Origin of the sequence: Pseudonocardia sp. HH130630-07 (assembly GCF_001698125.1) — a bacterium.
Lineage (GTDB): Bacteria > Actinomycetota > Actinomycetes > Mycobacteriales > Pseudonocardiaceae > Pseudonocardia.
The window spans coordinates 2,128,830-2,151,574 of sequence record NZ_CP013854.1; the positions used below are offsets into that span (position 1 = coordinate 2,128,830).

The 22,745-nt window shown below is 73.7% G+C and carries 18 protein-coding genes; 12 read left to right on the forward strand and 6 right to left on the reverse strand.

The window, feature by feature from the left end; all coding sequences use genetic code 11:
* Window positions 1-32: 32 nt before the first annotated feature.
* Window positions 33-2,789, reverse strand: a complete 2,757-nt coding sequence (locus AFB00_RS10325; RefSeq protein WP_156819478.1) for an arabinosyltransferase domain-containing protein — start codon at window positions 2,787-2,789, stop codon at window positions 33-35.
* Window positions 2,790-2,994: 205 nt separating this feature from the next.
* Complete coding sequence (locus AFB00_RS10330) at window positions 2,995-5,016, reverse strand: glycosyltransferase (protein WP_083275416.1); 2,022 nt, start codon at window positions 5,014-5,016, stop codon at window positions 2,995-2,997.
* Window positions 5,017-5,372: 356 nt separating this feature from the next.
* On the opposite strand from AFB00_RS10330, the gene AFB00_RS10335 reads away from it, so the two are divergent.
* The 4 genes from AFB00_RS10335 to AFB00_RS10355 all read left to right on the forward strand — a co-directional run bounded on the left by AFB00_RS10335 (window position 5,373) and on the right by AFB00_RS10355 (window position 8,576).
* The gene (locus AFB00_RS10335) at window positions 5,373-5,654 is read left to right on the forward strand and encodes a hypothetical protein (protein ID WP_068797053.1); all 282 of its coding nucleotides are present in this window, start codon (window positions 5,373-5,375) and stop codon (window positions 5,652-5,654) included.
* Window positions 5,651-6,793 carry a hypothetical protein gene (locus tag AFB00_RS10340; RefSeq protein WP_068797054.1) on the forward strand — a complete coding sequence of 381 codons (1,143 nt, stop codon included), beginning with the start codon at window positions 5,651-5,653 and terminating at the stop codon, window positions 6,791-6,793. The genes AFB00_RS10335 and AFB00_RS10340 overlap by 4 nt, the downstream gene beginning before the upstream one ends.
* Window positions 6,794-7,482: 689 nt before the next feature.
* On the forward strand, window positions 7,483-7,947 hold the full coding sequence (locus tag AFB00_RS10350; RefSeq protein ID WP_068797056.1) for a hypothetical protein: 465 nt from the start codon (window positions 7,483-7,485) through the stop codon (window positions 7,945-7,947).
* A gap of 2 nt (window positions 7,948-7,949) precedes the next feature.
* Window positions 7,950-8,576 carry a hypothetical protein gene (locus AFB00_RS10355; protein WP_068797057.1) on the forward strand — a complete coding sequence of 209 codons (627 nt, stop codon included), beginning with the start codon at window positions 7,950-7,952 and terminating at the stop codon, window positions 8,574-8,576.
* A 1-nt stretch (window position 8,577) separates the two neighbouring features.
* Here the strand turns inward: AFB00_RS10355 and AFB00_RS10360 are convergent, their stop codons facing one another.
* A complete protein-coding gene (locus tag AFB00_RS10360) occupies window positions 8,578-9,711 on the reverse strand; it encodes an iron-containing alcohol dehydrogenase family protein (RefSeq protein WP_231974308.1) in 1,134 nt (377 codons plus the stop codon).
* The gene (locus AFB00_RS10365; protein WP_068797058.1) at window positions 9,696-10,808 is read right to left on the reverse strand and encodes a mandelate racemase/muconate lactonizing enzyme family protein; all 1,113 of its coding nucleotides are present in this window, start codon (window positions 10,806-10,808) and stop codon (window positions 9,696-9,698) included. The genes AFB00_RS10360 and AFB00_RS10365 overlap by 16 nt, the downstream gene beginning before the upstream one ends.
* 126 nt (window positions 10,809-10,934) lie before the next feature.
* On the opposite strand from AFB00_RS10365, the gene AFB00_RS10370 reads away from it, so the two are divergent.
* The 4 genes from AFB00_RS10370 to AFB00_RS10385 all read left to right on the forward strand — a co-directional run bounded on the left by AFB00_RS10370 (window position 10,935) and on the right by AFB00_RS10385 (window position 13,396).
* Complete coding sequence (locus AFB00_RS10370; protein WP_068797059.1) at window positions 10,935-11,723, forward strand: IclR family transcriptional regulator; 789 nt, start codon at window positions 10,935-10,937, stop codon at window positions 11,721-11,723.
* Window positions 11,724-11,846: 123 nt separating this feature from the next.
* Entirely contained in the window at window positions 11,847-12,146 is a 300-nt protein-coding gene (locus AFB00_RS10375) for a hypothetical protein (RefSeq protein WP_068797060.1), read from the forward strand.
* A gap of 54 nt (window positions 12,147-12,200) precedes the next feature.
* Window positions 12,201-12,491 carry a transposase gene (locus AFB00_RS10380; RefSeq protein ID WP_060710840.1) on the forward strand — a complete coding sequence of 97 codons (291 nt, stop codon included), beginning with the start codon at window positions 12,201-12,203 and terminating at the stop codon, window positions 12,489-12,491.
* The gene (locus tag AFB00_RS10385; RefSeq protein WP_060710839.1) at window positions 12,488-13,396 is read left to right on the forward strand and encodes an IS3 family transposase; all 909 of its coding nucleotides are present in this window, start codon (window positions 12,488-12,490) and stop codon (window positions 13,394-13,396) included. Before AFB00_RS10380 ends, AFB00_RS10385 begins: the two co-directional genes overlap by 4 nt.
* A 240-nt stretch (window positions 13,397-13,636) precedes the next feature.
* Here AFB00_RS10385 and glf read toward each other — a convergent pair whose 3' ends face one another.
* On the reverse strand, window positions 13,637-14,854 hold the full coding sequence (gene glf / locus AFB00_RS10390; RefSeq protein WP_068797061.1) for a UDP-galactopyranose mutase: 1,218 nt from the start codon (window positions 14,852-14,854) through the stop codon (window positions 13,637-13,639).
* Between the two features lie 145 nt (window positions 14,855-14,999).
* Here glf and AFB00_RS10395 point away from each other — a divergent pair, with 145 nt between their 5' ends.
* From AFB00_RS10395 to AFB00_RS10410, 4 genes are all read left to right on the forward strand, one after another.
* On the forward strand, window positions 15,000-17,084 hold the full coding sequence (locus tag AFB00_RS10395) for a DUF6541 family protein (RefSeq protein WP_068797062.1): 2,085 nt from the start codon (window positions 15,000-15,002) through the stop codon (window positions 17,082-17,084).
* Window positions 17,085-17,213: 129 nt separating this feature from the next.
* Window positions 17,214-19,421 carry a DUF6541 family protein gene (locus AFB00_RS10400; protein ID WP_068797063.1) on the forward strand — a complete coding sequence of 736 codons (2,208 nt, stop codon included), beginning with the start codon at window positions 17,214-17,216 and terminating at the stop codon, window positions 19,419-19,421.
* Between the two features lie 52 nt (window positions 19,422-19,473).
* On the forward strand, window positions 19,474-20,253 hold the full coding sequence (locus AFB00_RS10405) for a class I SAM-dependent methyltransferase (protein WP_068797064.1): 780 nt from the start codon (window positions 19,474-19,476) through the stop codon (window positions 20,251-20,253).
* A 5-nt stretch (window positions 20,254-20,258) separates the two neighbouring features.
* Window positions 20,259-22,181 (forward strand): arabinofuranosyltransferase, encoded by a 1,923-nt coding sequence (locus AFB00_RS10410; RefSeq protein ID WP_068797065.1) that lies wholly within the window; start codon window positions 20,259-20,261, stop codon window positions 22,179-22,181.
* On the opposite strand, the gene AFB00_RS10415 is transcribed toward AFB00_RS10410, so the two are convergent.
* Complete coding sequence (locus AFB00_RS10415) at window positions 22,162-22,557, reverse strand: VOC family protein (protein WP_068797066.1); 396 nt, start codon at window positions 22,555-22,557, stop codon at window positions 22,162-22,164. The two genes, AFB00_RS10410 and AFB00_RS10415, sit on opposite strands and share 20 nt — an antisense overlap.
* Between the last annotated feature and the right edge of the window lie 188 nt (window positions 22,558-22,745).

Here is a 22,745-nt window from a genome sequence, read left to right on the forward strand (position 1 = left end):
TTCGTCTCGGCAGCGTCCTGTGACCGGCGCACTCAGCCCAGGAAGTCCCGCCCGGTGTAGGCCCGGTCGGCCAGCGTCGGCAACCGCTCCCAGCCCCACCGCCGCTCGGTCCCGACGCGCACGTCGTAGCCGCCGGTCGGATGGTCGTACACCACCCGCTCGACGTGCCCCCAGGTGTACATCGCCCGCCCGGGCGGCGGGTCCAGCCGGGACGGGACCTCGTCGAAGGTCGCCGTCCGGCCAATCCCGGCGAGCGCGCCGCCGTTCGCGGCGAAGAACGCGTTGTCCTCGGTCGCCCCCTCCAGGCCGTCGCCGGTGCGCAGCCGCCACTGCGGTGCCTCGGCGATCCCGTGCCGAACCACGATCTGGTCCTGGCACGGCCACAGCAGCGCCGAGACCTGGTCGGCGAACACCGGGGCCCCGTCGAGCACCTCGGACACCGGCCGGTCCCGCGCGGGCACCGGGGCCCCGATCCCGAGCCAGCTGTCCGGGCCGTCGATGCGGTCGTCGACGAGCAGCCGGGCCTGGGTGGGCGAACCCTCCAGGTCGATCTCCAGGTCGGTCCAGTCGGCCGTCTTCGCCCCGGGGAGCTGCACGGGCCGCACGGTGGCCGCCACCGGCAGCCCGGGGGGACCGTCCGCGGTCTCGACGCGCACGGACTGGTCCGCCCGCAGGTCGCCGGTGGCGGGGACGAGCAGGTGCGTCCCGCCCTCGGGGAGCGGGAACCAGCCGGTCGTCAGGGTGCCGGTGCCGGCGTCGGCGGTGTGCCACACCGGGCCGGGGATCCCGGGGCGGTCGGGCGGCGGCCCGTCGCGCATCGCGCCGGTCAGCTCGGGGAGACCGGCCTGCTGCGGGGCCGCGCCGTCCGGCATCCGGACGCGGACGGCGTCGGCCAGCCCGCACGGGTTCCCGCCCAGTGCGGCGACGTTCATCGACGCCACCGACGGCCCGGGTGCCTGCTGCACCGGGGCGAGCGCGAACACGAGCAGCATCAGTACGACGCCACCCGCGGCCGCGGTCCGCAGGATCGCACCGTCCGGGCCGGTGCCGGGCGGTCGTCCGGACCGCCGCCGCCGGTGCGCCCACCACAGCGCGGCGACGGCCACGAGCAGCCACAGCAGCGGGCTGCGCAGGTAGAGCGGCCCGAGGTGCGGGGCCAGCACCTGCTGGTGGATCGGCGCGTCGACGACCGAGTGGTTCCCGAAGGGCTGCCCCCAGTCCCCGAACGGCCGCCACAGGTTCGGACCGGCGTAGACGACCGCGGCGACGACGCCGAGCACCGCCGTCCCGACGGCGACCAGCCGCCACGACGCCCGGCGCGGCAGCGGCCCGCGGGCGAGCGCGACGGCGAGCAGCAGCGTGGCCGGGGCGGCGACCGCGCCGAAGTGGTTGACCCACTTGGTCGGGCTGAGCGCGACGGCGACCAGGGCCAGCACCGTCGCGGCGGCCGCGAACCCGAGGGTCCGCCCGAGCGGCCCGCCGGTGCCCCGCCGGGTCGCCAGCCGCACCACGCCGAGCAGCAGCACGGCGACCGTCAGCAGGACCGGGAGCCGCCGGCCCCAGGCGCCCTGGTCGTCCGGGCCGAGGAGGTTGGCGTAGTGGACCAGCTCCGAGTACCAGGAGTACTGGAAGTAGTACCAGCGGTGCACCGCGATCGACTCGCGGACGTCGGCGAGGGTCTGGTCGGCCATCCCCAGCGGGACGACGACGCTCGCCGCGGCCAGCGCGACCGCGACGGTCGCGAGCCGGCCGCTCCACCGCGAGTGCACCAGGTGCCACCACACCGACGGCAGCACGAGCAGCAGCGGCACCGCGGCGACCAGCGCCGCAGGGGCCGCCGTCACCCCCAGTACGGCGACGACGGTGGCCGGTGCGAGCAACCCGATCGCGCCGGTCCGCAGCGTGGCCGCGACGAGCAGCAGCACCCCGGCGGCGGCGAGCGTCCCGACCGGCTCCGGGCGCAGCGTGATGCCGTAGGGCAGGAACCAGGCCAGGTGGGCGACCGCCAGCGCGGCCACCACGCCCGTCCGCGTCCCGGCCCGGTCGGCGAGCGCGACCAGCGCCAGCCGCAGCAGCACCCAGGTCCCCAGGCCGAGCACGACCGGGACGGCGCGGAGCCCGAGCAGCCCCCAGCCGGTGGCTCCGCCCACGAGCTGCATGAGGTACTGCCCGGTCGTGAACGGCGCCTCGGTGACGTTGAACTGGTAGATCGCGTTGCCGATGGTCCCGGTCGCGGCGCCCTGCCGGGCCATCAGCGCGTACCAGGAGTCGTCGATGTTGACCGGCCCCAGCACCGCCCACACGAGCGTCACGACCAGCACGACGGCGTCGGCGATGCCCGGCCGCGGCCGCGCCGCGAACACCCGGCGGGTTCCGGTCCAGGTCCGGACCGCGAGCGCGAGGGTCGCGGCCAGCGCCAGCAGGTGCGCGACGAGCAGCGCCACCTTCAGCGGCGACGGCGACGACTCGTAGCGGGCGTCGGTGTGCAGCGACACCCCGAGCCCGTTCGCGTCCGGGCCGGTCAGCGCGGTGGACAGCTCGGCGACCTGCGGGGGCCCGAGATCCGGCTCGGACGCCACCACCTGCCCGTCCCGGCTGACGACGGTGCCCGAGGCGTCGGCCCGCACCTCGTACGCGCAGCCCGGCCCGACCGGCGCGGTGACCAGGTCCCGGTCACCGGAGCGGATCGTCAGCGTGCCGTTCGCGGCGGTCGCGGCGAGCCCCGGCGCCGTGACCGGGTCCGCGTCGGCGGGCATCGTGCGCAGCACGTCCCCCTCGGGGCGGTGCACGGGATCGACGCCGTGAACTCCAGCGGCCGGTACGGCGAGAGCGGCAGCACCGTCGACTGCGGCACCGCCGGGTCCGCGCCGGCCCGTGGCCAGGTGACGACCGGGTCGTCGGCGTCGACCGGGGCCAGCGCAGCACCGAGCCCGAGCAGGCAGGTCAGCCCGCCCAGCAGCAGGAGCAGCCACCCCCGGCGTGCGGGGGCGGTACTCACTCGAAGATCTGCTTCCAGCCGTCGCGACCGGTCAGCGTGGGCTGCGCCGCCCGGTAGCGCCCGCGCAGCGCCTGCCAGTCGGTGGCGACGGCCCGGTGCAGCCGGAACGACTCGGCGACCATCCGGCGGAACATCTGCGGGTCACGACGGCGGAAGGTCGCACCGCGGCCGTCCGGGGTCGACACCGTCGCGGAGTCCAGCCCGGCGAGGACGAACCACTGCGCGTCCGACCACGGCACGTTGCGCTGCGGACGGTCCCGCAGCGCCGGGTCGGGGGCGCGCAGGTTCCGCAGGACGCCGCGGGCCAGCCCGAGCGCGACCTTCGCCTTGCCGACCGGCGGGTCCGGGAACAGCTGCGAGCCCAGCGCGTCCAGCTCGGCGTGCGGGACCTCGGTGGCCGAGTCCAGCGGGCGGCCGTCGTCGTACTCGGCGCGCAGCGCACGGACCTCGTCGAGGGCGATCGGCAGCTTCGGGAACAGCGCCTCCGGCCCGGCGAGGAAGTCGGTGAAGCCCTTGATCTGCAGGGCGACGGCCGAGTACTCCATGAGCATCAGGTGCCGCAGGGTCCGCTTGAAGCTCTCGCGCAGCAGCGCCGACGGGTCGTCCGGCCCGTGCAGTGCGGCCGCGACCAGCCGGTTGCGGTAGTGGAAGTACGCCTGCCAGTCCGCCGAGTCGTTCTTCTCGATGAACGACATGTGCCAGATCGCGATGCCCGGCACGGTCGCCGTGCGGTACCCGGCCGAGCGGGCCCGCAGGCCGTACTCCATGTCGTCGCCCTTGATGAACAGCGGCAGCGGGAGCCCGAGGTCCTCGGCGACCCGGCGCGGGATGAGGCACATCCACCAGGCGTTGTAGTCGACGTCGACCCGGCGGTGCAGCCACGGCGTCTGGCGGAGCGTCTGGCTCGCGAGATCGTGGTGGTTCTCGGTACGCGGGGCGCTGTGCCAGAGGAACAGGTTCCGGTCGACGACCTCGCCCATCGTGGACAGCTGCGAGCGGGCCTGCAGCGACAGCATCTGCCCGCCGACGAGCATCGGCTCCCGGGCGAACCGGCTGAACGCGACCGCGCGGAGCACCGAGTCCGGCTCCAGCAGGATGTCGTCGTCCATGTAGAGGATCTGCTCGCAGTCGATGCCACCCGCGTGCGGGCCGGTCCCGTGCAGCACCTCGTACATCACCCGGGCGTACCCGCCGGACCCGCCGAGGTTGGGCTGGTCCACGATCCGCAGCCGGTCCCCGAGGACGGCGGCCGCCTGCTCGTAGCCCGCCTCGTCACGGACCTTCCGGGTGCCCTGGTCGGGCAGCACGACCGCGGTGACCGCGGCCAGGACCTGCGGGTCGGAGCCCAGCGCGGTCAGCGTCGCGACGCAGTCGTCCGGCCGGTTGAACGTCGGCATCCCGACGACGACGGCGGCCCGCCCCGGCGCGTCGTGCGGCGCGTGCCAGCCGCCGCCGTGCAGCGTGAGGTCCGCGCCGTCGGTACCGCCGTCGGTGGTCAGGTCGAACCAGTACCAGCCGCCGTCGGAGAACGGGCGGAGGTCCAGCTCCATGCCGACCCGGCGACGGCCCCGGACCGTCTCCCCGCCGACGAAGATGTGCGAGCCGTCGGCCTTGGTGCGGTAGACGTCGACCCGGCCGGAGCCCTCCAGGTCGAGCCGGAGCTCGACGGTGGTCAGCGTGGACCAGGCCCGCCAGTACCCGGCGGCGAAGGCGTTGAAGTAGGAGCCGAAGGAGACCTCGGTCGACGCCGGGACGGTCGCACTGGTCCGCCCCTCGATCCGGGTCCGGCGGCCGCCGGCGGTGGAGACCGTCAGCGACAGCGAGCGGCTCTTCTCGTCCGGCAGCGGGTCGACCGGGGCCAGCGTGGTCCCGGGACGCTCGTCGAGGTAGAGCGCGCGCACCGCGGTCGGGTCGGCGGGACGGGGCAGGATCACCCGCTGCAGGAGCGTCTCGCCGGTGGTCGGGTCGGCGGTCTCGGGCACCTGGTGGCCTCGCTGGTCCGTGGGAGCGGTGGTCATCGCAGAAACGCCTCGGGGGGTCGGCGGGTTCCGGTCGGGCCCGCGCCTGGGGAGCGGCTGCACGGCGGCGTCGCCGGTGCGCCCGGGCCCGGGAGGATGCGTGCGAGCGTAGCGGCGACGCGGGACGGGCCCGGGAGGCGGGCGGCCGCGTGTCCCGGCCCTTCTCCGCGCGACGCGTCCGGCAGCCGTGCCGGGAGTTCCTGCAGACGGTCCGGAGTCGTCGTGGTCGATCAGGCCCGGATCGCCCGGCTGCTCCGCTCGGTCACCGGCGATCCGACCGTTGCAGCCTCCCGGTCGGTGCCGGGATTCCGTGGTTCGGCCCCGGCGCGGGGCCGCGCTCCGTACCGTTCCGACCCATGACCGACCTCGGTGGGCTCACCGCCCTGCGCGCGGACATCGCGCGTGGCGGCGAGCACCTGACGAGGGCCCAGGCCGCGCTCGACGCCGCCGGCTCCGGCACCCTCGGCGTGCCCGACCTCGACGCGGCGTGCAGCCGGTTCCTGGAGCGCCGGCGCGACGGGCACAAGCGGGTCGCCGACTGCGCCGGGCAGATCAACCGTGCGCTCGGCGAGACCCAGAAGGCCTACGCCGAGACCGAGCAGGCGGTCACCGGTTCGTTCGGCCGGCCCGCACCGTGACCACGCCTGGGAGTGCGCAGTCCCCCGCCGGCTGGCCCGGCCTCGGCTTCGACCCCGCGCCGGGGGACCCGGCCTTCGTCCGGGCGCTGACCGAGCAGCTGGGCGTCGCCGCGGGCGCGCTGCAGGAGACCCGGGCCGCCTACGAGAAGCTGCGCACCCCCGGGTCGACGTGGACGGGCACCGCCGCCGAGGCGTTCTCGTCGCGTTCCGCGGAACTCCCCGCCTACACCGACACCAGCCGGACCGCGCTGGACCGGGCCCGCACCGCACTCGACGGCTGGTCGGCCACCCTCACCGAGCACCAGAAGGCCGCGCAGGAGCTGGAGGCCGAGGCCCGGCGGATCCGCGAGCAACTCGCCGCGGCGGAGCAGGCGTACGAGCGGGCCCGGACCCATCCGGACTTCGCCCTCGCGAGCCGCACCTACACCGACCAGGCCGCGCTGGACGACGCCAACCGCCGCATCACCGCGGCCAACCAGGCACTCAGCGACGCGGGCGGCCGGGTCAGCACGCTGGATGCGGACCTGGAACAGATCGTGCGACGCGCCGTCAGCCTCGAGAACCGGCACGAGCTGGAGGGTGGCCGGACCGCGAAGGTCCTCGCCGACGTCGACGACGGCATCCCGCCGCCGGACCCGGAGTGGTATGCGGAGGGTGGGTCCACGGGGGACATCGCGAACTCGATCGGGGACGTGGCGGGGGTGGTGTCGGCGGCGGCAGGGGCGCTCGCTCTGTTTCCAGGCCTCACTTTCATCGCAGGTCCAGTGGCTCTCGCCGCGGGCGGCGTGGCTCTCGCTGGCCACAGCATCTCGATGGCTCAGAAGGGCTCGTGGAACTTCTACACACTCGGTAGCGACGTGCTGGGAGTCATCCCCGGGGCCAAGACCATCGGGGCCACCATCGAGACCGTAAGTTCGGCGACTACCGCGGCGCGCATCGCGAGAGAGGCCGGCGACACCTTGACCGCTGCGAGAGAGGCTTCCAGGGCGCGGATCGCGCCACTCCGAGAGCCGTTCGTTGCTTCGGCGAAGTTCGACGAGAAGTCACCCTACATGTTCTCGAGCGTCGTGCCGGTTACCGGAATCGCCGGTCAGGCTCCGACCGTCAAGGACTGGACCAATGAGCCTTTTTCAACCTGACCAGCGAGCTTCTGCGTCAGGAGATCGCGAAGGTTGCAGCGCAACTGCTCTGACCACAGCTGCACAGGTCACCGGCTCGCCAGCTCGGCGTCTGCACCCACACAACCAGGCCCCTGAGCTGCCGGAACGGCAGGTTGAAAAAGGCTCAATCCAGACCAGAAGGCCACCGACACCGAGAAGGATGCGGCAAGCGGACTGGGCATTGGCACAAATCTCGTCCGAATCATCGCTAGCGCAAGAATGTAGCACCCTAAACATTGCACAACGAAGAGGAGCGGCCAGTGCAAGGAAGCAGTGACTGAAATGATTGTCTTCTTGCAGTTCGCCGGACTCGCCTTGATGTCTTACTTCGGATTCCATCTACTCCGCTACCTCACCCTGACCACCTACACGTACGCAACCGGGAGGCGAACGCACAGCGGCCGCAAGCGGCTCAGCTTGGTCACAGAGATTCGACTGATCACCCGAATGGCGCACGACCAGAAGGAGAAGTACAGACATCGCAGCGTGATGGTCGACGGGAAGCGGGTCGACGCTTCCATCTATCGTCCACCACTGTCACCGATCTCCACCCCTATGGCCAGGGAGATCGCATCGTGGCACGGACTCATCCCGTTGCACCGACCGCTGGACACCAAGATCGGCAACTATCCACTGTCCTTTCATCGACAGGGGACGGCGGGCCGATCGTGACCGACGTCCTCATCTACGGCGTATGGATCTTCACGGGGATCTTCGCGTTGACGGGCATGTTCTATGCCACTCTCGGCTGCATCTACCTCTGGCGCGCGTACACCCACCCCAGCCGTAACCGCCGCGCACTGCACCGCATCCTCACCGAGGGCCCCCGCGACCTCGACGCCGACGGCCACTGGACCATCGACTACCAGGACTTCCGCTACCTCCTGCTCGACGACCTCTGCACCCGCGCCGCCGCCCACGGCTGGCAGTTCGTCGACCAGACGATCTACGAGGACCGCTGGCACCTGCGCTTCCGCCAGGTCGGCGGCCCCACCACCATCGGCACCCGCTCCCCCGCAGCCCTGCACAACCACCTGTTCGCCGACCCGTGCACCTGCACCGCGACCGACCACCACTTCAGCTGGGACGATCCGGACCGCCCCGTCGATCACCTGGTCGATCCGGACTACTGATCGTGATCGCCTTCGACGCGCCCGACGTCCTCGTCCCGATCCCGCTCGACGGCACCGCGGACTCCATCGGCGCCGCCGTGCGGTCGGCCGTCCCCGGCGCGCCCGAGGACGTGGTCACCCGCCTCACCGAGCTGGGTCTCGGCGCCGTCCGGCAGCTGGCCCGGGCCGAGCCGTTCTACGCCGGTGTGGTGCTGACCCGCACCGACAACGACCCGCCACAGCTGAGCAGCGCCCAGCTCGTGGCCTCGACCGAGCCACTGGACTCGCCGCGCCCGCCCGACGCCGACCTGACCGTGCACCTGCTCAGGCGGCAGTACGGCGCGGACAACGTGGACCGCATCGACACCCCGCTCGGGCCGGGGTTCCTGGTGGTCGCCGACCAGCGGTTCCGGACCAGCACCGGGCCGATGGGCGAGCCGGTGGACGAGCGGGACGTGACCGTCCGCAGCGTCTGCGTCCAGATCCCGGTGCCCGCTCAGCAGGTCGTGCTGGTACTGACGCTGAGCGTGTCCCGTCCGTCGGAGATCGAGACCTACGCGCGGCTGCTCGCGCCGGTGATCGGCACGCTCCGGACCACCGTCGAGCCGACGGCCGCGCGTTCCCCGATCCGCGACGCGCTCGACCCCTGAGTCACCAGGCCGCGGCGAGGATGTCCCGGACGTCGTCCTCGGTCGGGGTCCGCGGGGCGTTGCGGGTGACCGGGTCCGCGACGGCTGCGGCCGCCAGCCGCGGCAGTGCGTCCCGCTGTGCGCCGAGGTCGCGCAGCGCCCGCTGGACACCGATCCGCTCGGCCAGCCCGGCGACCGTCTCGTGCGGGTCCCCGCCCAGTTCGGTGCCCGCCCGGCGGTAGGCGTCGGCCGCGGCATCCGCGCTGTAGCGCATGACGTGCGCGTTCACCGCGGCCAGCGCGATCCCGTGCGGGGTGCCGAGATGCGCGGTGAGCGCGTGCGCGATGCCGTGCACCAGCCCGAGACCGGACAGCGTCAGCGCCTGTCCGGCGAGGTGCGCCCCGAGCAGCAGTTCCGAGCGGGCCTGCAGGTCCGCCCCGTCGTCGACGGCGACCGGCAGCCACCGGCCCACCAGCGCGACGGCCCGGGTCGCGAACGCCTCGGAGAGCGGGTTCGCGCCGCGCGAGGCGAGGGACTCGATGCCGTGGACGAGCGCGTCGAACCCGGTCGCGGCAGTGACCGAGGGCGGGAGACCGATGGTCAGCTCCGGATCGAGGACGGCGACGCGGGGCCGTACCGACGGGTGCCCCAGGTAGATCTTGCGGCGGGCACAGGCGTCCTCGACGACACCGAAGCCGTTGGTCTCCGCGCCGGTCCCCGCCGTGGTGGGGACGGCGACCAGCGGGAGCCCGTCGACGGCGGCGCCCCACAGCTCGTCGGCGTCGGCGGCACGGGCCGTGGGGTTCGTGGCGAGCAGCGCGATGCCCTTCGCCGCGTCGAGGACCGATCCACCGCCCAGCCCGATCACCGCGCACGGCCCGAACGACCGCAGCGCCGCGGCACCGGCGTCGACCACCGCCGTCGAGGGGTTGGCCCCGACGCCGTCGAACACCCCGGTCCGCAGCCCCGCTGCGGCGAGGTCGGCGAGCACCCGGTCGGCGATACCGGCGGCGCGCAGACCGGCGTCGGTGACGACGAACGCCGCCGTCGCACCGAGCCCGTCGACCAGCGCGGGGAGCCGGGCGACCTGACCGGGACCGAACTCGAGCGCGCAGGTCGGCTCGGCCGAGAACGGCGCCGTCACCGGATCCGCCACCGCGCCACCGCGTCCTCGTCGAGCTCGACGCCCAGTCCCGGCGTGGCGGGGACCGCGAGGCAGCCGTCCGCGCCGATCCTCAGCGGGGTCGCGAGCCCGACGTCCCGCCGGGCCGGTGTCCAGTCCGGCGGGTCGTACGGGACCTCGAACCACGGACCGCCCCCGACACCGGCCGCGACGTGCAGGTTCGCCAGCACACCGACACCGTTCGACCAGCTGTGCGGGGTGAACGCCCGGTGCCGCAGCATCGCCAGCTCGGCGAGGGTCCGGGTGCGGCTCATCCCGACCGAGAGCACGACGTCCATCTGATAGACGTCGAGCACGTCGCCGGAGATCCAGCGCAGGATCTCCGGCACCGAACGCTGCATCTCCCCCGCCGCGACCCGCAGGCCGGGATTCTCCGCGCGCAGTGCCCGGAACCCGTCGGTGTCGGCGTAGGGCAGCGGCTCCTCGACCCAGAAGACGTCCAGCTCGGCGAGCCGGCGAAGCAACCGGCGGGTGGCGGCCAGGTCGGTCGCCGGGGCAACGTCACCGGCCATCCGCCAGGACTGGTTCAGGTCGACCATGATCGTGAAGTCGTCGCCGAGCGCGGTTCGGACGGCGGCCACTGTCGCGACGCCGTCGTCGATCCGGTCGCGGTCGATCCGGATCTTCGCGGCCCGGAAGCCCTCCTCCGCGACCTGTAGTGCGACCTCGACCCGCTCCGACGGTGGCCGCGGCACGCAGAACGACGCGTACGCCGGGAGCCGGTCGAGGGCCCCGCCGAACAGGGTCGCGACGGGCAGCCCGGCGACCTTGCCCGCGATGTCCCACAGCGCGGCCTCCAACGGCCAGTAGTGCCCGCCGTGCACCGTGCACGACTCGATGGCGCGGACGTGCCGGGCGATCGCGAGCGGATCCTCGCCGACGAACACCTCCCGGAAGGCGTCGAAGCCGTCCATCGTGTCGCCGGACCCGATACCGACCGGCCCGTCGTCGGTGTGGACCCGGACCAGGGTGACGTCGAACGCCCGGCGCGGTTCCGGATCCCAGGCGGCGTGCAGCGGCGGATCCAGCGGCAGGCGCAGCCGGTCCAGCGTGATGTCGGTGATCTTCATCGGGCCTCGGGGGGACACGGTGGTCGGGACCCCGACGACGGTAGGAGCGCACCCGGCCGCCGACCAGCACCGGACGGCGATCGCAACCCGTGTTGCGCTCCGGCCAACCCCGGCTACGGTCGCCCGGTGTCGGACGCACCGCGCACCAGTCACGGGCTCAGCCGGGACGTGGACCTGCTGGAGGCGCTGACCTCGGAGCAGGCGCGACGTGCCGGCGGCCTCGGTGTCGCCCAGATCGCCCGGGTGACCGGCCGGGAGAAGAGCCAGGTCTCCCGCACGCTGCGGGCGCTCGCCGACGCCGGCCTGGTCGAACGCGACGCCGACACCCTGGCCTACCGGCTCGGCTGGCGGTTGTTCTCGCTCGTCGCACGAGGCTCGGACGACCGGCTGACCGCGGCGGCCGAACCCGCACTGCACCGGCTGGCGGTGGAGACCGAGCAGACGGCGCACCTGTGCGTGCTCCGCGACGACGCGGTGTTCACGGTGCGGACGGTGTCCGCGCACTCGTTCCGGGCCGCCGGGTGGGAGGGCACGCGGGCCCCGCTGGCCTGCACGACCGCCGGCCGGATGTTGCTGTCCGACGCGACGCCGGACGAGCTGTACGTCCGCTTCGGCACGGTCGACGACCTGGCCCCGGCCCGGCCCGGCGCGCGGGCCCGGACCGTCCCCGAGCTGTGGCGGGCGATCCGGGACGCCGCCGAACGCGGCTGGGCCGAGGCCGCCGACGAGCTGGAACCGGGACTCGCGGGGGTCTCGGCGGCGGTGCGCGACTTCCGCGGCCGGGTCGTCGCGGCCATCAACATCACCGGGCCGACCGGCCGGATCGGCGACCGGCTCACCGAGCTGGGCCGGACGACGGCCGCCGCGGCCGGCGCGGTGTCCGCCGAGCTGGGCTGGACGCCCGGCCGGGACTGAACCGGCGCCGGGCCGACACCGGCGAAGAAGAGTCGAATACATGTTCGAAAGACTAGCGACGGGGTCCGACATCTTTCGCCGAAGGAGCCCGGTCGTCTGCCCGGCTCCGTACCGTTGCGCCCCATGACCGACTTCTCGGTGGGGCCGGAAGGGCTGCAGACCCTGCGGGCCGCGCTCACCCGGGGCGGCGAACACCTCACCCGGGCCCGGACCGGCCTCGACGCACTCGCCGACGCCGACCTGGGAGCCACCACCCTCACCGACGCCGTCCGGTCCCTGCGACAGCGCCGCACCGACGGCCTCACCGACCTGCAGGACTGCCTCACCTCCCTCGACGGTCACCTCGCCGCGACCCAGCAGGACTACGCCGAGACCGAACAGGCACTCCGCCGGCAGTTCACCCCCACAGCCGGTGACCGGTGACCACACCGTGCGGTTCACCCATGATCGGGGAGGCATCAGCTATAAGGGGTAGCGATGCCAGAGGTACGGAAGCGCTACGACCGGGAGTTCCGTGACGGAGCGGTCCGGGTCGTGGAGGAGACGGGCAAGCCGATCGCCCAGGTCGCCCGTGACCTGGGGGTCAACGAGGGCACGCTGGGCAACTGGGTGGCCCGTGCACGAGAGGCCCGCGAGGACACCGAGGGCCTGTCTCGCGGCGGCGTCGAGGAGCTCAAGCGGCTGCGCGCGGAGAACGCCGAGCTGCGGATGGAGCGTGATGTCCTCAAGCGATCCGTGGTCCTGTGGGTCAAGGAGGCGACGAAGTGAGCGTGGCCCGTTTCATCGCCGACCAGAGGACCTTCCACCGGGTGCCGCACACGCTGGCCTGCGCCCTGTTGGGGGTGTCGATCTCCTGGTTGTACAAGTGGCTCGACCGCGCCGCGCGTTCCGACGGTGGTGCCACCGCGACCGAGAAGCGCCGCTGCGCGTTGGACGCCGCCGTGGCCGTGGCGTTCGACGACGCCCAGCGGCTACACGGCTCACCCCGTCTGCACGCCGACCTGTGTGAGGCCGGATGGCGGGTGTCGGAGAAGACCGTGGCGGACTCGATGCGCCGCCAGGGCCTGGTCGCCCGCCGGATCAAGCGGCACAACGGGCTGACCCGCCAGGACCGCACGGCGCCGAAGTTCCCGGACCTGCTTCGTCGGGGTTTCACTGCGGCCGAGCCGAACCGCAGATGGGTCGGGGACATGACCGAGATCCCCACCGCGGCCGGGAAGTTGTATCTGGCCACGGTGATCGACCTGTACTCGCGGCGGCTGCTCGGCGCGGCCACGGGGCTGCACCCGAACGCCGAGCTGGCGTGTGCGGCGATCCGGATGGCGGTGGCGGCCCGCGGCGGGGCGGACCGAATCGCCGGGGTGATCTTCCACACCGACCGCGGGTCGACCTACACCGCGGGCGCGTTCACCGCTCTGTGTCGGCGGCTCGACATCCGTCAGTCGATGGGCCGGGTCGGGTCGTGTTTCGACAATGCCGCGGCGGAGGCGTTCTTCTCCAGCCTGGAGTGGGAAGTGCTGTCCCGCAACGACTTCGACACCATCAGTAGGGCGCGGGCGGCGGTCATCGACTGGTGTTACGGCTTCTACAACCACCGGCGGCGACACAGTGCCGCCGCCGGGCTCTCACCGATCAACTACGAGAACGCCGCCCTCACCCGAGACGCGGCATAAGAACCCTCCACGATCTCGGGGGAACCGCAGAACACCACTGGCACCTGGCCGCCCAGACCCTCTACCGGGACCGGTGGAACCTGACGTTCCACCGCACCCCCACCCCGGGCCCACGCAGCCCGGCCGCCATCCACGACCACTACTACGCGGACCCGTGCACCTGCACCGACACCGACTACCGGTTCACCTGGGACGACGAGGAGAACCCCATCGACGGGCACAACCGGCGGTCGTGACCGATCAGTCCTCGGACTCGGTGCCCGACAGCGGCCGGCCCTCGGTGAAGTGCGGGACCAGCCGGTTCTCGTACATGGTCAGCGCCGACCCGATGGCCATGTGCATGTCCAGGTACTTGTAGGTCCCGAGCCGGCCACCGAACAGGACGTCGCGGTTCGCGGTCTCCTTGCGGGCCAGCTCGCGGTAGCGCTCCAGCTTCGCCCGGTTGTCCGGGGTGTTGATCGGGTAGTACGGCTCGTCCCCGGACTCGGCGAAGCGCGAGTACTCGCGGACGATCACCGTCTTGTCCTTCGGGTAGTCCCGCTCCGGGTGCAGGTGGCGGAACTCCAGGATCCGGGTGTACGGGACGTCGGCGTCGTTGTAGTTGATCACCGAGGTGCCCTGGAAGTCCCCGGTCTCCTCCACCGACAGCTCGAAGTCGATGGTGCGCCAGCCCAGCTCGCCCTCGGCGTGGTCGAAGTAGCGGTCCAGCGGGCCGGTGTAGACGACCGGGACCCCGGCCGGGACCCGGTCCCGGATCGCGAAGAAGTCGGTCTCCAGCACCACGTCGATGTTCTCGTGGTCGGCCATCCGCTCCAGCCACGCGGCGTAGCCGTCGACCGGCAGGCCCTCGTAGGTGTCGTTGAAGTAGCGGTTGTCGTAGGTGTAGCGGACCGGGAGCCGGGTGATGATCGACGCGTCGAGGTTGCGCGGATCGGTCTGCCACTGCTTGGCGTTGTAGCCCTTGATGAACGCCTCGTAGAGCGGGCGGCCGATCAGCGAGATCGCCTTCTCCTCGAGGTTGGTCGCCTCGCCGGTGCTCACCTCGGCGGACTGCTCGGCGATCAGCGCCCTGGCCTCGTCCGGGGTGTGCGCCTTGCCGAAGAACTGGTTGATCAGCGCCAGGTTCATCGGGAACGCGTAGACCTGGTCACCGGCGCGGGCGAACACCCGGTGCTGGTAGTTCGTGAACTCGGTGAACCGGTTGACGTAGGTCCACACCCGCTCGTTCGACGTGTGGAACAGGTGCGCGCCGTAGCGGTGGATCTCGATACCGGTCTCGGGCTCCGGCTCGGAGTAGGCGTTGCCACCGATGTGGTCGCGCCGTTCCAGCACGAGCACCCGCTTGCCGAGTCCGGCCGCGACACGTTCGGCGACGGTGAGCCCGAAGAACCCCGACCCGACGACGATCAGGTCGTAGCTGCCGAGGTCGTGCCCGTCGAGGGTTCGCTGGGAGTTCACGGCACCCGAGGGTAGGACAGCCGTGATCGGGGGCACCGACCGGCTTCGGTACTCTCACACACCGGGCACCGGAAGCGGACGTATCCGGCATTCCCGCTGCACACGGCGCCGGATACCCGGCACGCGAGGAAGGGGTGGGCCCGTCGTGAGCTGGTTCTCCGCCGTGCCCCTCGTTCTGCTGGCCGCGACCTGGGTGACGGTTCCCGGCCTGCTCGTCGGGCTCGCGGCCGGTCTGCGCGGCATCGCCGCCTGGGGCGCCGCCCCGCTGCTGTCGGTCGGCCTGATCGCCGGGTCGGCCGTCGTCGGCAGCGTGGCCGGGATCCCGTGGAGCGGCGCGGTCCCGATCGCGGCCGCGGTGCTGTTCGCGCTCGCCGTCGTCGGTACCCGCCGGTGGGTGCTCGGCCGGCCGTTGCTGCCGGGACCGGCGCTGGTCCGGGCCCGGACCGGCGAGACCCTGGCCACGCTGCGCCACGGCGGGCCGGACCGCCGCTGGACGGGGCTGGCCGCGCTCGGCGGGCTGCTGATCGCCTGGGCACTCGGCTTCCGGGCCGCGATCCGCGGGATCGACCGGCCGGACGCGCTGTCCCAGACGTTCGACGCGAACTTCCACTACAACGCCGTCGCCCGGATCCTCGCCACCTCCGACGCGTCCTCGCTGACCGTCGGCGGCCTGGTCAACTCCCCCGGCTTCTACCCGTCGGCGTGGCACGGCGTCGTCTCCCTGATCGCCCCGGCGGCGCCGGGTCCCGGCGAGATCGTCATCGCGTCGAACGTGGTGGCACTGGTGACGACGCTGCTGGTCTGGCCGCTGTCGGTGCTGCTGCTGGTACGCACGCTGACCGGCCGCTCGGCGGGCGTCGCGCTCGCCGCACCGGTCCTGGCGCTCGGCTTCGTGGCGTTCCCCTGGACGCTGGTGACCTACGGCGCGCTCTGGCCGAACCTGATGGGCGTCGCGCTCGTCCCGGCCGCGCTCGCCGCCGTGGCGCTCGCGGCCCGGCCCGGGCTGGGGCCGGACCCGGTCAGCCCGGCCCGGCCCGGCCCGTTCCCACCGGGGCGGGTGGCCCGCTGGTTCCCGGTCACCGTCGCCGTCCCCGCACTGGGGCTGGCCCACCCGAACGCCCTGTTCGGCCTGGTCGTCGTGGCCGTCCCGCCGGTCCTGTGGGGGCTCGCGGGCGCGGTGCGGCGCGGGCGGCGGGCCGGGCGGTGGCCGTTCGCCAGGGCGCTGGCGATGATCCCGCTGGTCGCCGTCGTCGGCGGCGGGCTGGCCTGGTTCATGTTCGTCTCCCCGGTGCTCGACGGCATCCGCGGCTACTACTGGGAGCCGCAGGTCGGCGTCGGCGGGGCGCTGGTCAACGCGCTGCTGCACAGCCCGGACGGCAACGACCCGGCCTGGTCGATCGCGCTGCTGACGGTCGCCGGCGCGGTCGTCGCGCTGCGCCGGGCCCGGACCGCCTGGCTGGTCCCGGCGCACCTGCTCGTCTGCGCGCTCTACGTCGTCGGGGCCAGCTCGTGGGCCTCGGTGTGGACCGGGGTCTGGTACAACGACGCGCCGCGGATCGCCGCGCTCGTCCCGGTGACGGCGGCCCCGCTGGCCGCGCTGGGCCTGGTCGCGCTCTGCTCGCTGGCCCGTCGGGTCGCCTGCCTCGTGCGCGATGCGCTCACCAGGGCCGCCCCCGCGGTCGAGGCGTGGCCCCGGCCGCGGGCCGCCGTGCTGGTGGCGATCGGGGTGCTCGCCGTCGTCGCCGCCTCCGGCGGGCTCTACCAGCGCTCGCACATCGACCAGCTCGCCGGGATCTACCAGACGCCCGAGGAGGTGCTGGTCGGCCCGGAGCAGGCGCAGTTCCTCCGGTACGCGGGCGAGCTGCTCCCGGCCGACGCGGTCGTCGCCCAGAACCCGTGGGCCGGGACCGCGATGCTCTGGCCGCTGACCGACCGCAGGGTGCTGTTCCCGCACCTCACCGGGGTGTGGTCGCCGGACCAGCAGCTCATCGCGGAACGTCTGAGCGACGCCGCCCACGACCCGGCGGTGTGCGCGGCGGTCGCCGAGACGGGCGTCGGGTACGTGATCACCGCCCCGCCGACGTTCTGGCAGCCGGACCCGCTCGCCGAGAACTGGCCGGGCCTCGACGACCTCGCCGACGCCGAGGGCTTCGAGCTGCTCGCCGAGGAGGGCGACAACGCGCTGTGGCGGATCACCGCGTGCGACGCCGGCCGGCTCGTCGGATCATGATGCTCGCGTGATCGTCTCCGCGGGCCGTGCGGGCCGCGGAGTAGGGTCCGTGCCCGGAACAGGCGTCACCCGTCCCCGGTGGCGCACGCACCGGGCGGCGGGCGCCGCGAGAGGAGCTGCGACCCCCCGATGGCCGCTCCCACCTGGCTGTCCGCGCTGCCCGTAGCGCTGGCCGCCGCGTTCTGGGTGATCGTTCCCGGCCTCCTCGTGACCCGGGCGATCGGCGTCCGCGGCATCACCGCGTGGGCGCTGGCACCGCTGGTGTCCACCACGACGATCTCGATCTCGGCGGTGCTCGGCACGCTCCTGGGGTTCCGCTGGGGACCGTGGGTCCCGCTGGCCGCGGCGCTCGTGGTCGCGGTGCTCGCCGGGCTGTTCCGCGGCCTCGTCGCCCGGCGCCCGGCGGACAGCGTGCTCTACCACGGCTGGCGGACCGCGATCAGCAGCTGGGGACCCGGGCGACGGCTGCGCGCCGCCTGGGTCCGGATGCGGACCCCGCGCGGCCGGTTCGCCCGCGCCCCGGAGGAGCTGACCACCGCGCTGCCGCAGGTCTGGCCCACGTCGGCGCAGCGCGACGGGATCGACGGCCGCCACGCCGGCGCCGCCGCCGCACTCGGCTGCGCGGTCACGGCCGGGCTGACCTGGTTCACCGTGGTGCTCGGGTTCGGCCCGGTCGACGGCCTGTCGTCCACCTTCGACGCCGTCTTCCACTACAACGCGGTCGCACACGTCCTGCGCACCGGCGACGCGTCGTCGCTGACCATCGGCGCGCTGACCAACCCGGCCGCGGGGGCGGCGTTGTACCCGGCGGGCTGGCACGATCTCGTGTCGCTCGTCGCGCAGCTCTCCGGGGCCGGCATCCCGGTCGCGACCAACCTGACCGCGTGGGCGGTCGCCGGCCTGGTCTTCCCGCTGTCGGTGCTGGCACTGACCCGGCAGGCGGTCGGGCCGTCGTCCGGGGCCGTGTTCGCCGCGCCGGTGCTGGCCACCGGGTTCACCGCGTTCCCGTGGGCGCTGATGTCGTTCGGCGTGCTGTGGCCGAACCTGCTGGCGGTCGCCGTGCTGCCGGCCTGCGTCGCGCTGGTCGCGGCGCTGGTCGGGATGACCGAGCGCGGCGTCGTGCGGCCGGTCGGGGCCGGTCTGCTGCTGGTGTTCGCGATCCCGGCGCTCGGCCTCGCGCACCCGAACGCGGTGTTCAGCCTCGCCGTCGTCGGGCTGTTCCCGGTGCTGTGGGCGATCCTCCGGCTGGCCCGGCGGCGTCTGTGGGGCCCGCGCGCCTGGCAGCCGGTGCTGGCGCTGGCCGCGCTGGCGGGGACGCTGTGGGGCGTCCTGTGGATGATGACGTCCTCGCCGCTGACCGAGGGCGTCCGCAGCTTCGACTGGCCCGCCTTCGTCGACACCCCCGGTGCCGTCGCCGAGGTCCTGTGGAACGCCTCGAACACCCGGCCGCAGCTCGTGGTGCTGTCGGTGCTGGTGGTCGTCGGTGCGGTCGCGGCCCTGCGCCGGGCGACGACGTCGTGGCTGGTCCCGGCCCACCTGGCCGGCGGCACGCTGTACGTCCTGGCCGCGTCCGACGACGGCGAGCTCTCCGCCGCCCTGACCGGTGCCTGGTACAACGACTCCTACCGGCTGGCCGCGATCGTTCCGGTCACCGGGGCACCGCTGGCCGTCGTCGGCCTGCTGACGCTGGCCTGGCTGCTGCGCTCGGCGCTGCTGCGGGTGCCGTCCCTGGTCCCCACGCTGCGCGGGCGCGGCGTCTACGCCGGCACCGTCGTCGTCCTCGCCGCGGTGTTGCTCGGCGTGACCGGCGGCCTGCACGTCACGACCCACTCGTCGGTCCTCGCGTCGCCGTACCAGAACACCCCGGACCAGCTCCTGGAGCCGGGACAGCGCGCGTTCCTGCTGCAGGTCGGCGAGATCGTGCCGGAGGACGACGTGGTCGCCACGGACCCGTTCACCGGCAACGCGCTGCTCTACCCGCTCACCGGCCGCGAGGTGGTGTTCCCGCACCTGACCGGCAACTGGTCGCCGGACCAGACGGTGCTCGCCACCCGGTTCCGCGACGTCGCCGTCGATCCCGAGGTCTGCACGGCGGCGTCCGCCGTCCGGGCGCGCTGGCTGCTCAGCGGCCCGGTCTCGTTCTGGCCGTGGCACGGCGGGGCCCGCTGGTACCCGGGCCTGCACGACATCGCACCCGTGCCGGGCTTCGAACTGGTCGCCTCGGGGGGCGGGCAGGAACTGTGGCGGGTCACCGCGTGCGATACGGACCCTTCGGATCTTCCGGACACGCAGGCGATGGACGCGGAAGGGCCGCCCGTTCCCGACCCCGAGCCATGACCCCCGTACGGTGAGTCACCCCCCGACAGCCCGAACGGAGAACTCCCCCGACGTGGATCCGAACGAGCAGACCAGCCTCCCCGAGTACGAACGCTCGCTGCGCATGGTCGAGCGCCGGCAGCTCGCCACCGGTTTCGCGAAGCAGATCGCGATCACCACCGCCCCGTTCCTGGACCGGCCGTTCGCCGAGTGCCGGGTCGCCGACATCGGCTGCGGCTACGGCTACACCGCGCTGGAGCTGGCCGGGATGTGCCGCGAGGTCGTCGGCATCGAGCCGAACGGCGCGCTCGCCGCCCAGGCCAGGACCCTGGCCGACGAGGGTGGCGCCGACAACTTCACGTTCCGGGTGCAGGGCATCGGCGAGTTCGGCCACGGCGAGGACACCGGCACGTTCGACGTCGCGGTGCTCGACAACGTCCTCGAACACCTCGACGACCAGCCCGACGCCCTGGAGCGGCTGTCGAGCTGCCTGCGCCCCGGCGGGGTCGCCTACATCCTCGTGCCGAACCGGTGGTGGCCGATCGAGGCGCACTACTCGCTGCCGTTCCTGGCCTGGCTGCCGCTGCCGCTGGCGAACCGCTACCTGCGGCTGTCCGGCCGGGGCAGCGACTACACCGACGCCAGCTACGCCCCGAGCTGGCTGCGGATGCGCCGGCTGCTGGCCGCCCGTCCGGAGCTGGACGCCCGGTTCACCGTCCCCGGCGACGTCAGCCTCGCCGAGGGCGGCGGCTCCGCGCTGTACTCGACCGGGGTGGCCGCGCTGCGCCGGTTCCCGGCGCTGTGGGCGATCTCGAAGGCCTTCCTGGTCGTCGCGGTCAAGAAGCCGGTCTGAGTCCGGTGGCGGGCGGCGCTGCGACCGTCGTGGACGGCGGCCGCGGACGGCCGTCGCCCGCCCGTTCCGCGCCCCGCCGGGCGGCCGCGCTCGCGGACCTCGTGCTCGGTCCGCTGGTCGCGGTCGGCGTCGCGGTCGCCGCGCTCGCCGTCGCGGACCGGCTGCCGATCCCGGCGAACTCGAACGTCGGGCTGGCGCTGACCGCCACCGGCGGGGCGCTGGTCGCGCTCGTCCTCGTCGTCGCCGGGCGGACCGCCCGGCCGGTGCTCGCCGCCCCGCTGACCTGGGCCGGACTCGCCGCGATCCCGGCGGGGCCGCTGGCACTGTTCCTGGCGAACACGCCGCACTACCTGTTCGGGGTCTCCGGCGACCAGCAGTTCCGGGTCCAGTTCCTCACCCGGTTCGCCGACTCCGGGCGGCTCGCCGACTTCGCCTACGCCGACCTGCCGCCGTACTACCCGACGGCGTGGTTCTGGGTGGGCGGGCGATCGGCCGCGCTGCTCGGCGTACCGGCGTGGGAGTTCCACAAGGTCTTCTCGGTCGCGACGCTGGCCGCGACGGCGGTGCTGGCGTACGCGTTGTGGACGCTGGTGACGACCCGCCGCCGGGCGCTCGGCGCGGGTGCCGCGACCGCGCTGGCCGGGCTCGGCACCCTCGCCGCGTACACGCCGTACTCCTGGCTGACCGGCGCCCTGGTCCCCCCGCTGGCCGTGCTGGGCCTGCGGCTGGTCACCCGGTCCGGACGCGGGCCGTGGCTGCTGACCGCGGTGCTGGTCGGGCTGGTCCTCGGGGTCGCGGCCGTCACGCACACCCAGATCCTGATGTTCGCCGGGCTGGTGCTGGTCGTGCTCGCCGTCGTCGGGCTGACGAGCCGGACCGCGCCCCCGCTGCGGCTGCTCGGGACGGTCGGCGTGGTGCTCCTCGCCGCCCTGCCCGCGACGTTGGTGCACTGGCTGCCCTACCTGCTCGCGTCCGCCGGTGAGCCGACGTACAGCGCGGGCCAGCACTTCCTCGCCGAGACCGGGTCCCGATGGCCGCTGCCGATGCTGGAGCCGACCGCGCTGGGCGGGCTGTGCCTGGCCGGGACGGTGTGGATCGTCGCGGCGGCCGGGCGGTCGGCGGTCGCTCGGGCGCTCGGCGTCGTCGTCGCCTGCGGTTACCTGTGGTACCTGCTCTCGACGGTCGCGCTCGCCGCCGGGACCACGCTGCTGGCCTTCCGGATCGAGCCGATCCTCACCGCCGCGCTGGCGTCCGGCGCGGTGTGGGCGGCCGCCGACCTGCTGGAACGCCTGCGCCGCCGGGAGGGTGAGCGGGCGCGGCGGGCCGGGACGGCCGTCGTGTCGGTGCTCGCGGCGCTCGGCGTCCTCGCCGGGGTGCAGTCCGTCCCGGAGACCTACGACTGGGCCGGGCCCGCCCTGGACGCCCGTCCGGACGGCTCCCGCCCGGACGGCAGCCGCGACCCGGCCGAGCCCAACTCGTGGCTGGGCGAGCTGCGCACCACGATCGACGGGCTGACCGGCCGGCCGCCGCGCGAGGTCGTCGTCGCGAGCGCGAACCAGACGCTGCTGACCTACACCCCGTACTTCGCCTTCCAGGCGCCGTCGGCGCAGTACGCGAACCCGCTCGGGAACTACCCGGAGCGCACCGCGGAGCTCCGCCGGTGGAGCACGTCCACCGGGCCGGTCGAGCTGCAGGGCGCGCTCGACCGGAGCCCGGCACGGGCACCGTCGGTGTTCGTGTTCACCCGGACCCCGGACGGGCTGCTGCAGCTCCCGACGACCGAGGACCGGTTCCCGGACCCGCGCGCCGACGCCCCGCCCGCGACGTTCGCGCCGCGGCTGTTCGAGGACCCGGCGTGGCAGCGCCGCGACGTCGGCCCCTACGCGGTGCTCGTACGGACGGGACCGGTCACACCTGCACCACGGTGATGTGGTTGCCGTCCGGGTCGCGCAGCATGAACAGGCGCGGCGCCCCCGGGGTGTCCTCGCCGATCGGGTCCAGGTCGATGCCGCCGACCGCGGTGAGCCGGGCGTGCTCGGCGGCGACGTCCGGCGTCTCGATCCCGACGGCGCTGCCGCCCGGCTCGCCGTACATCGGCGGGTTCAGCGCGAGCCGCGCGGTCGATCCCGGCGGGGCGACCTCCAGCCAGCGGTACTCGCCGTTCTCCCCGAAGCGGCTGTCGCCGCGGACCTCGAAGCCGAGCTTGGTCGTGTAGAACTCCAGCGCCGCGTCCTGGTCCGCGACGGTGAACATGACGACGGCGATGTCGGTCAGCGTGGTGGTGCTCTCGGTGTGGGTGCTCATGGCAGTTCCGACCGGGGCGCGGGGCGGAACTCATCGGTGCGGGGTGGACTCAGCTCGGTGGGGGCCGAACGGCGCAACACCAAGGTCCTTCGAGAGCAGGCGGGAACGATCAGGTTAACCCGGCCGGGCGGTCCCCCACGCCGATTCCGGAGTGGCTGCGGATCCGGTACCGCCGGTGCGGAAGGATC

Coding starts and splice junctions, on each gene's coding strand:
- AFB00_RS10330 (WP_083275416.1), bottom strand. CDS start 5,016: ATGACCACCGCTCCCACGGACCAGCGAGGCCACCAGGTGCCCGAGACC.
- AFB00_RS10335 (WP_068797053.1), top strand. CDS start 5,373: ATGACCGACCTCGGTGGGCTCACCGCCCTGCGCGCGGACATCGCGCGT.
- AFB00_RS10365 (WP_068797058.1), bottom strand. CDS start 10,808: ATGAAGATCACCGACATCACGCTGGACCGGCTGCGCCTGCCGCTGGAT.
- AFB00_RS10375 (WP_068797060.1), top strand. CDS start 11,847: ATGACCGACTTCTCGGTGGGGCCGGAAGGGCTGCAGACCCTGCGGGCC.
- AFB00_RS10380 (WP_060710840.1), top strand. CDS start 12,201: ATGCCAGAGGTACGGAAGCGCTACGACCGGGAGTTCCGTGACGGAGCG.
- AFB00_RS10400 (WP_068797063.1), top strand. CDS start 17,214: ATGGCCGCTCCCACCTGGCTGTCCGCGCTGCCCGTAGCGCTGGCCGCC.
- AFB00_RS10415 (WP_068797066.1), bottom strand. CDS start 22,557: ATGAGCACCCACACCGAGAGCACCACCACGCTGACCGACATCGCCGTC.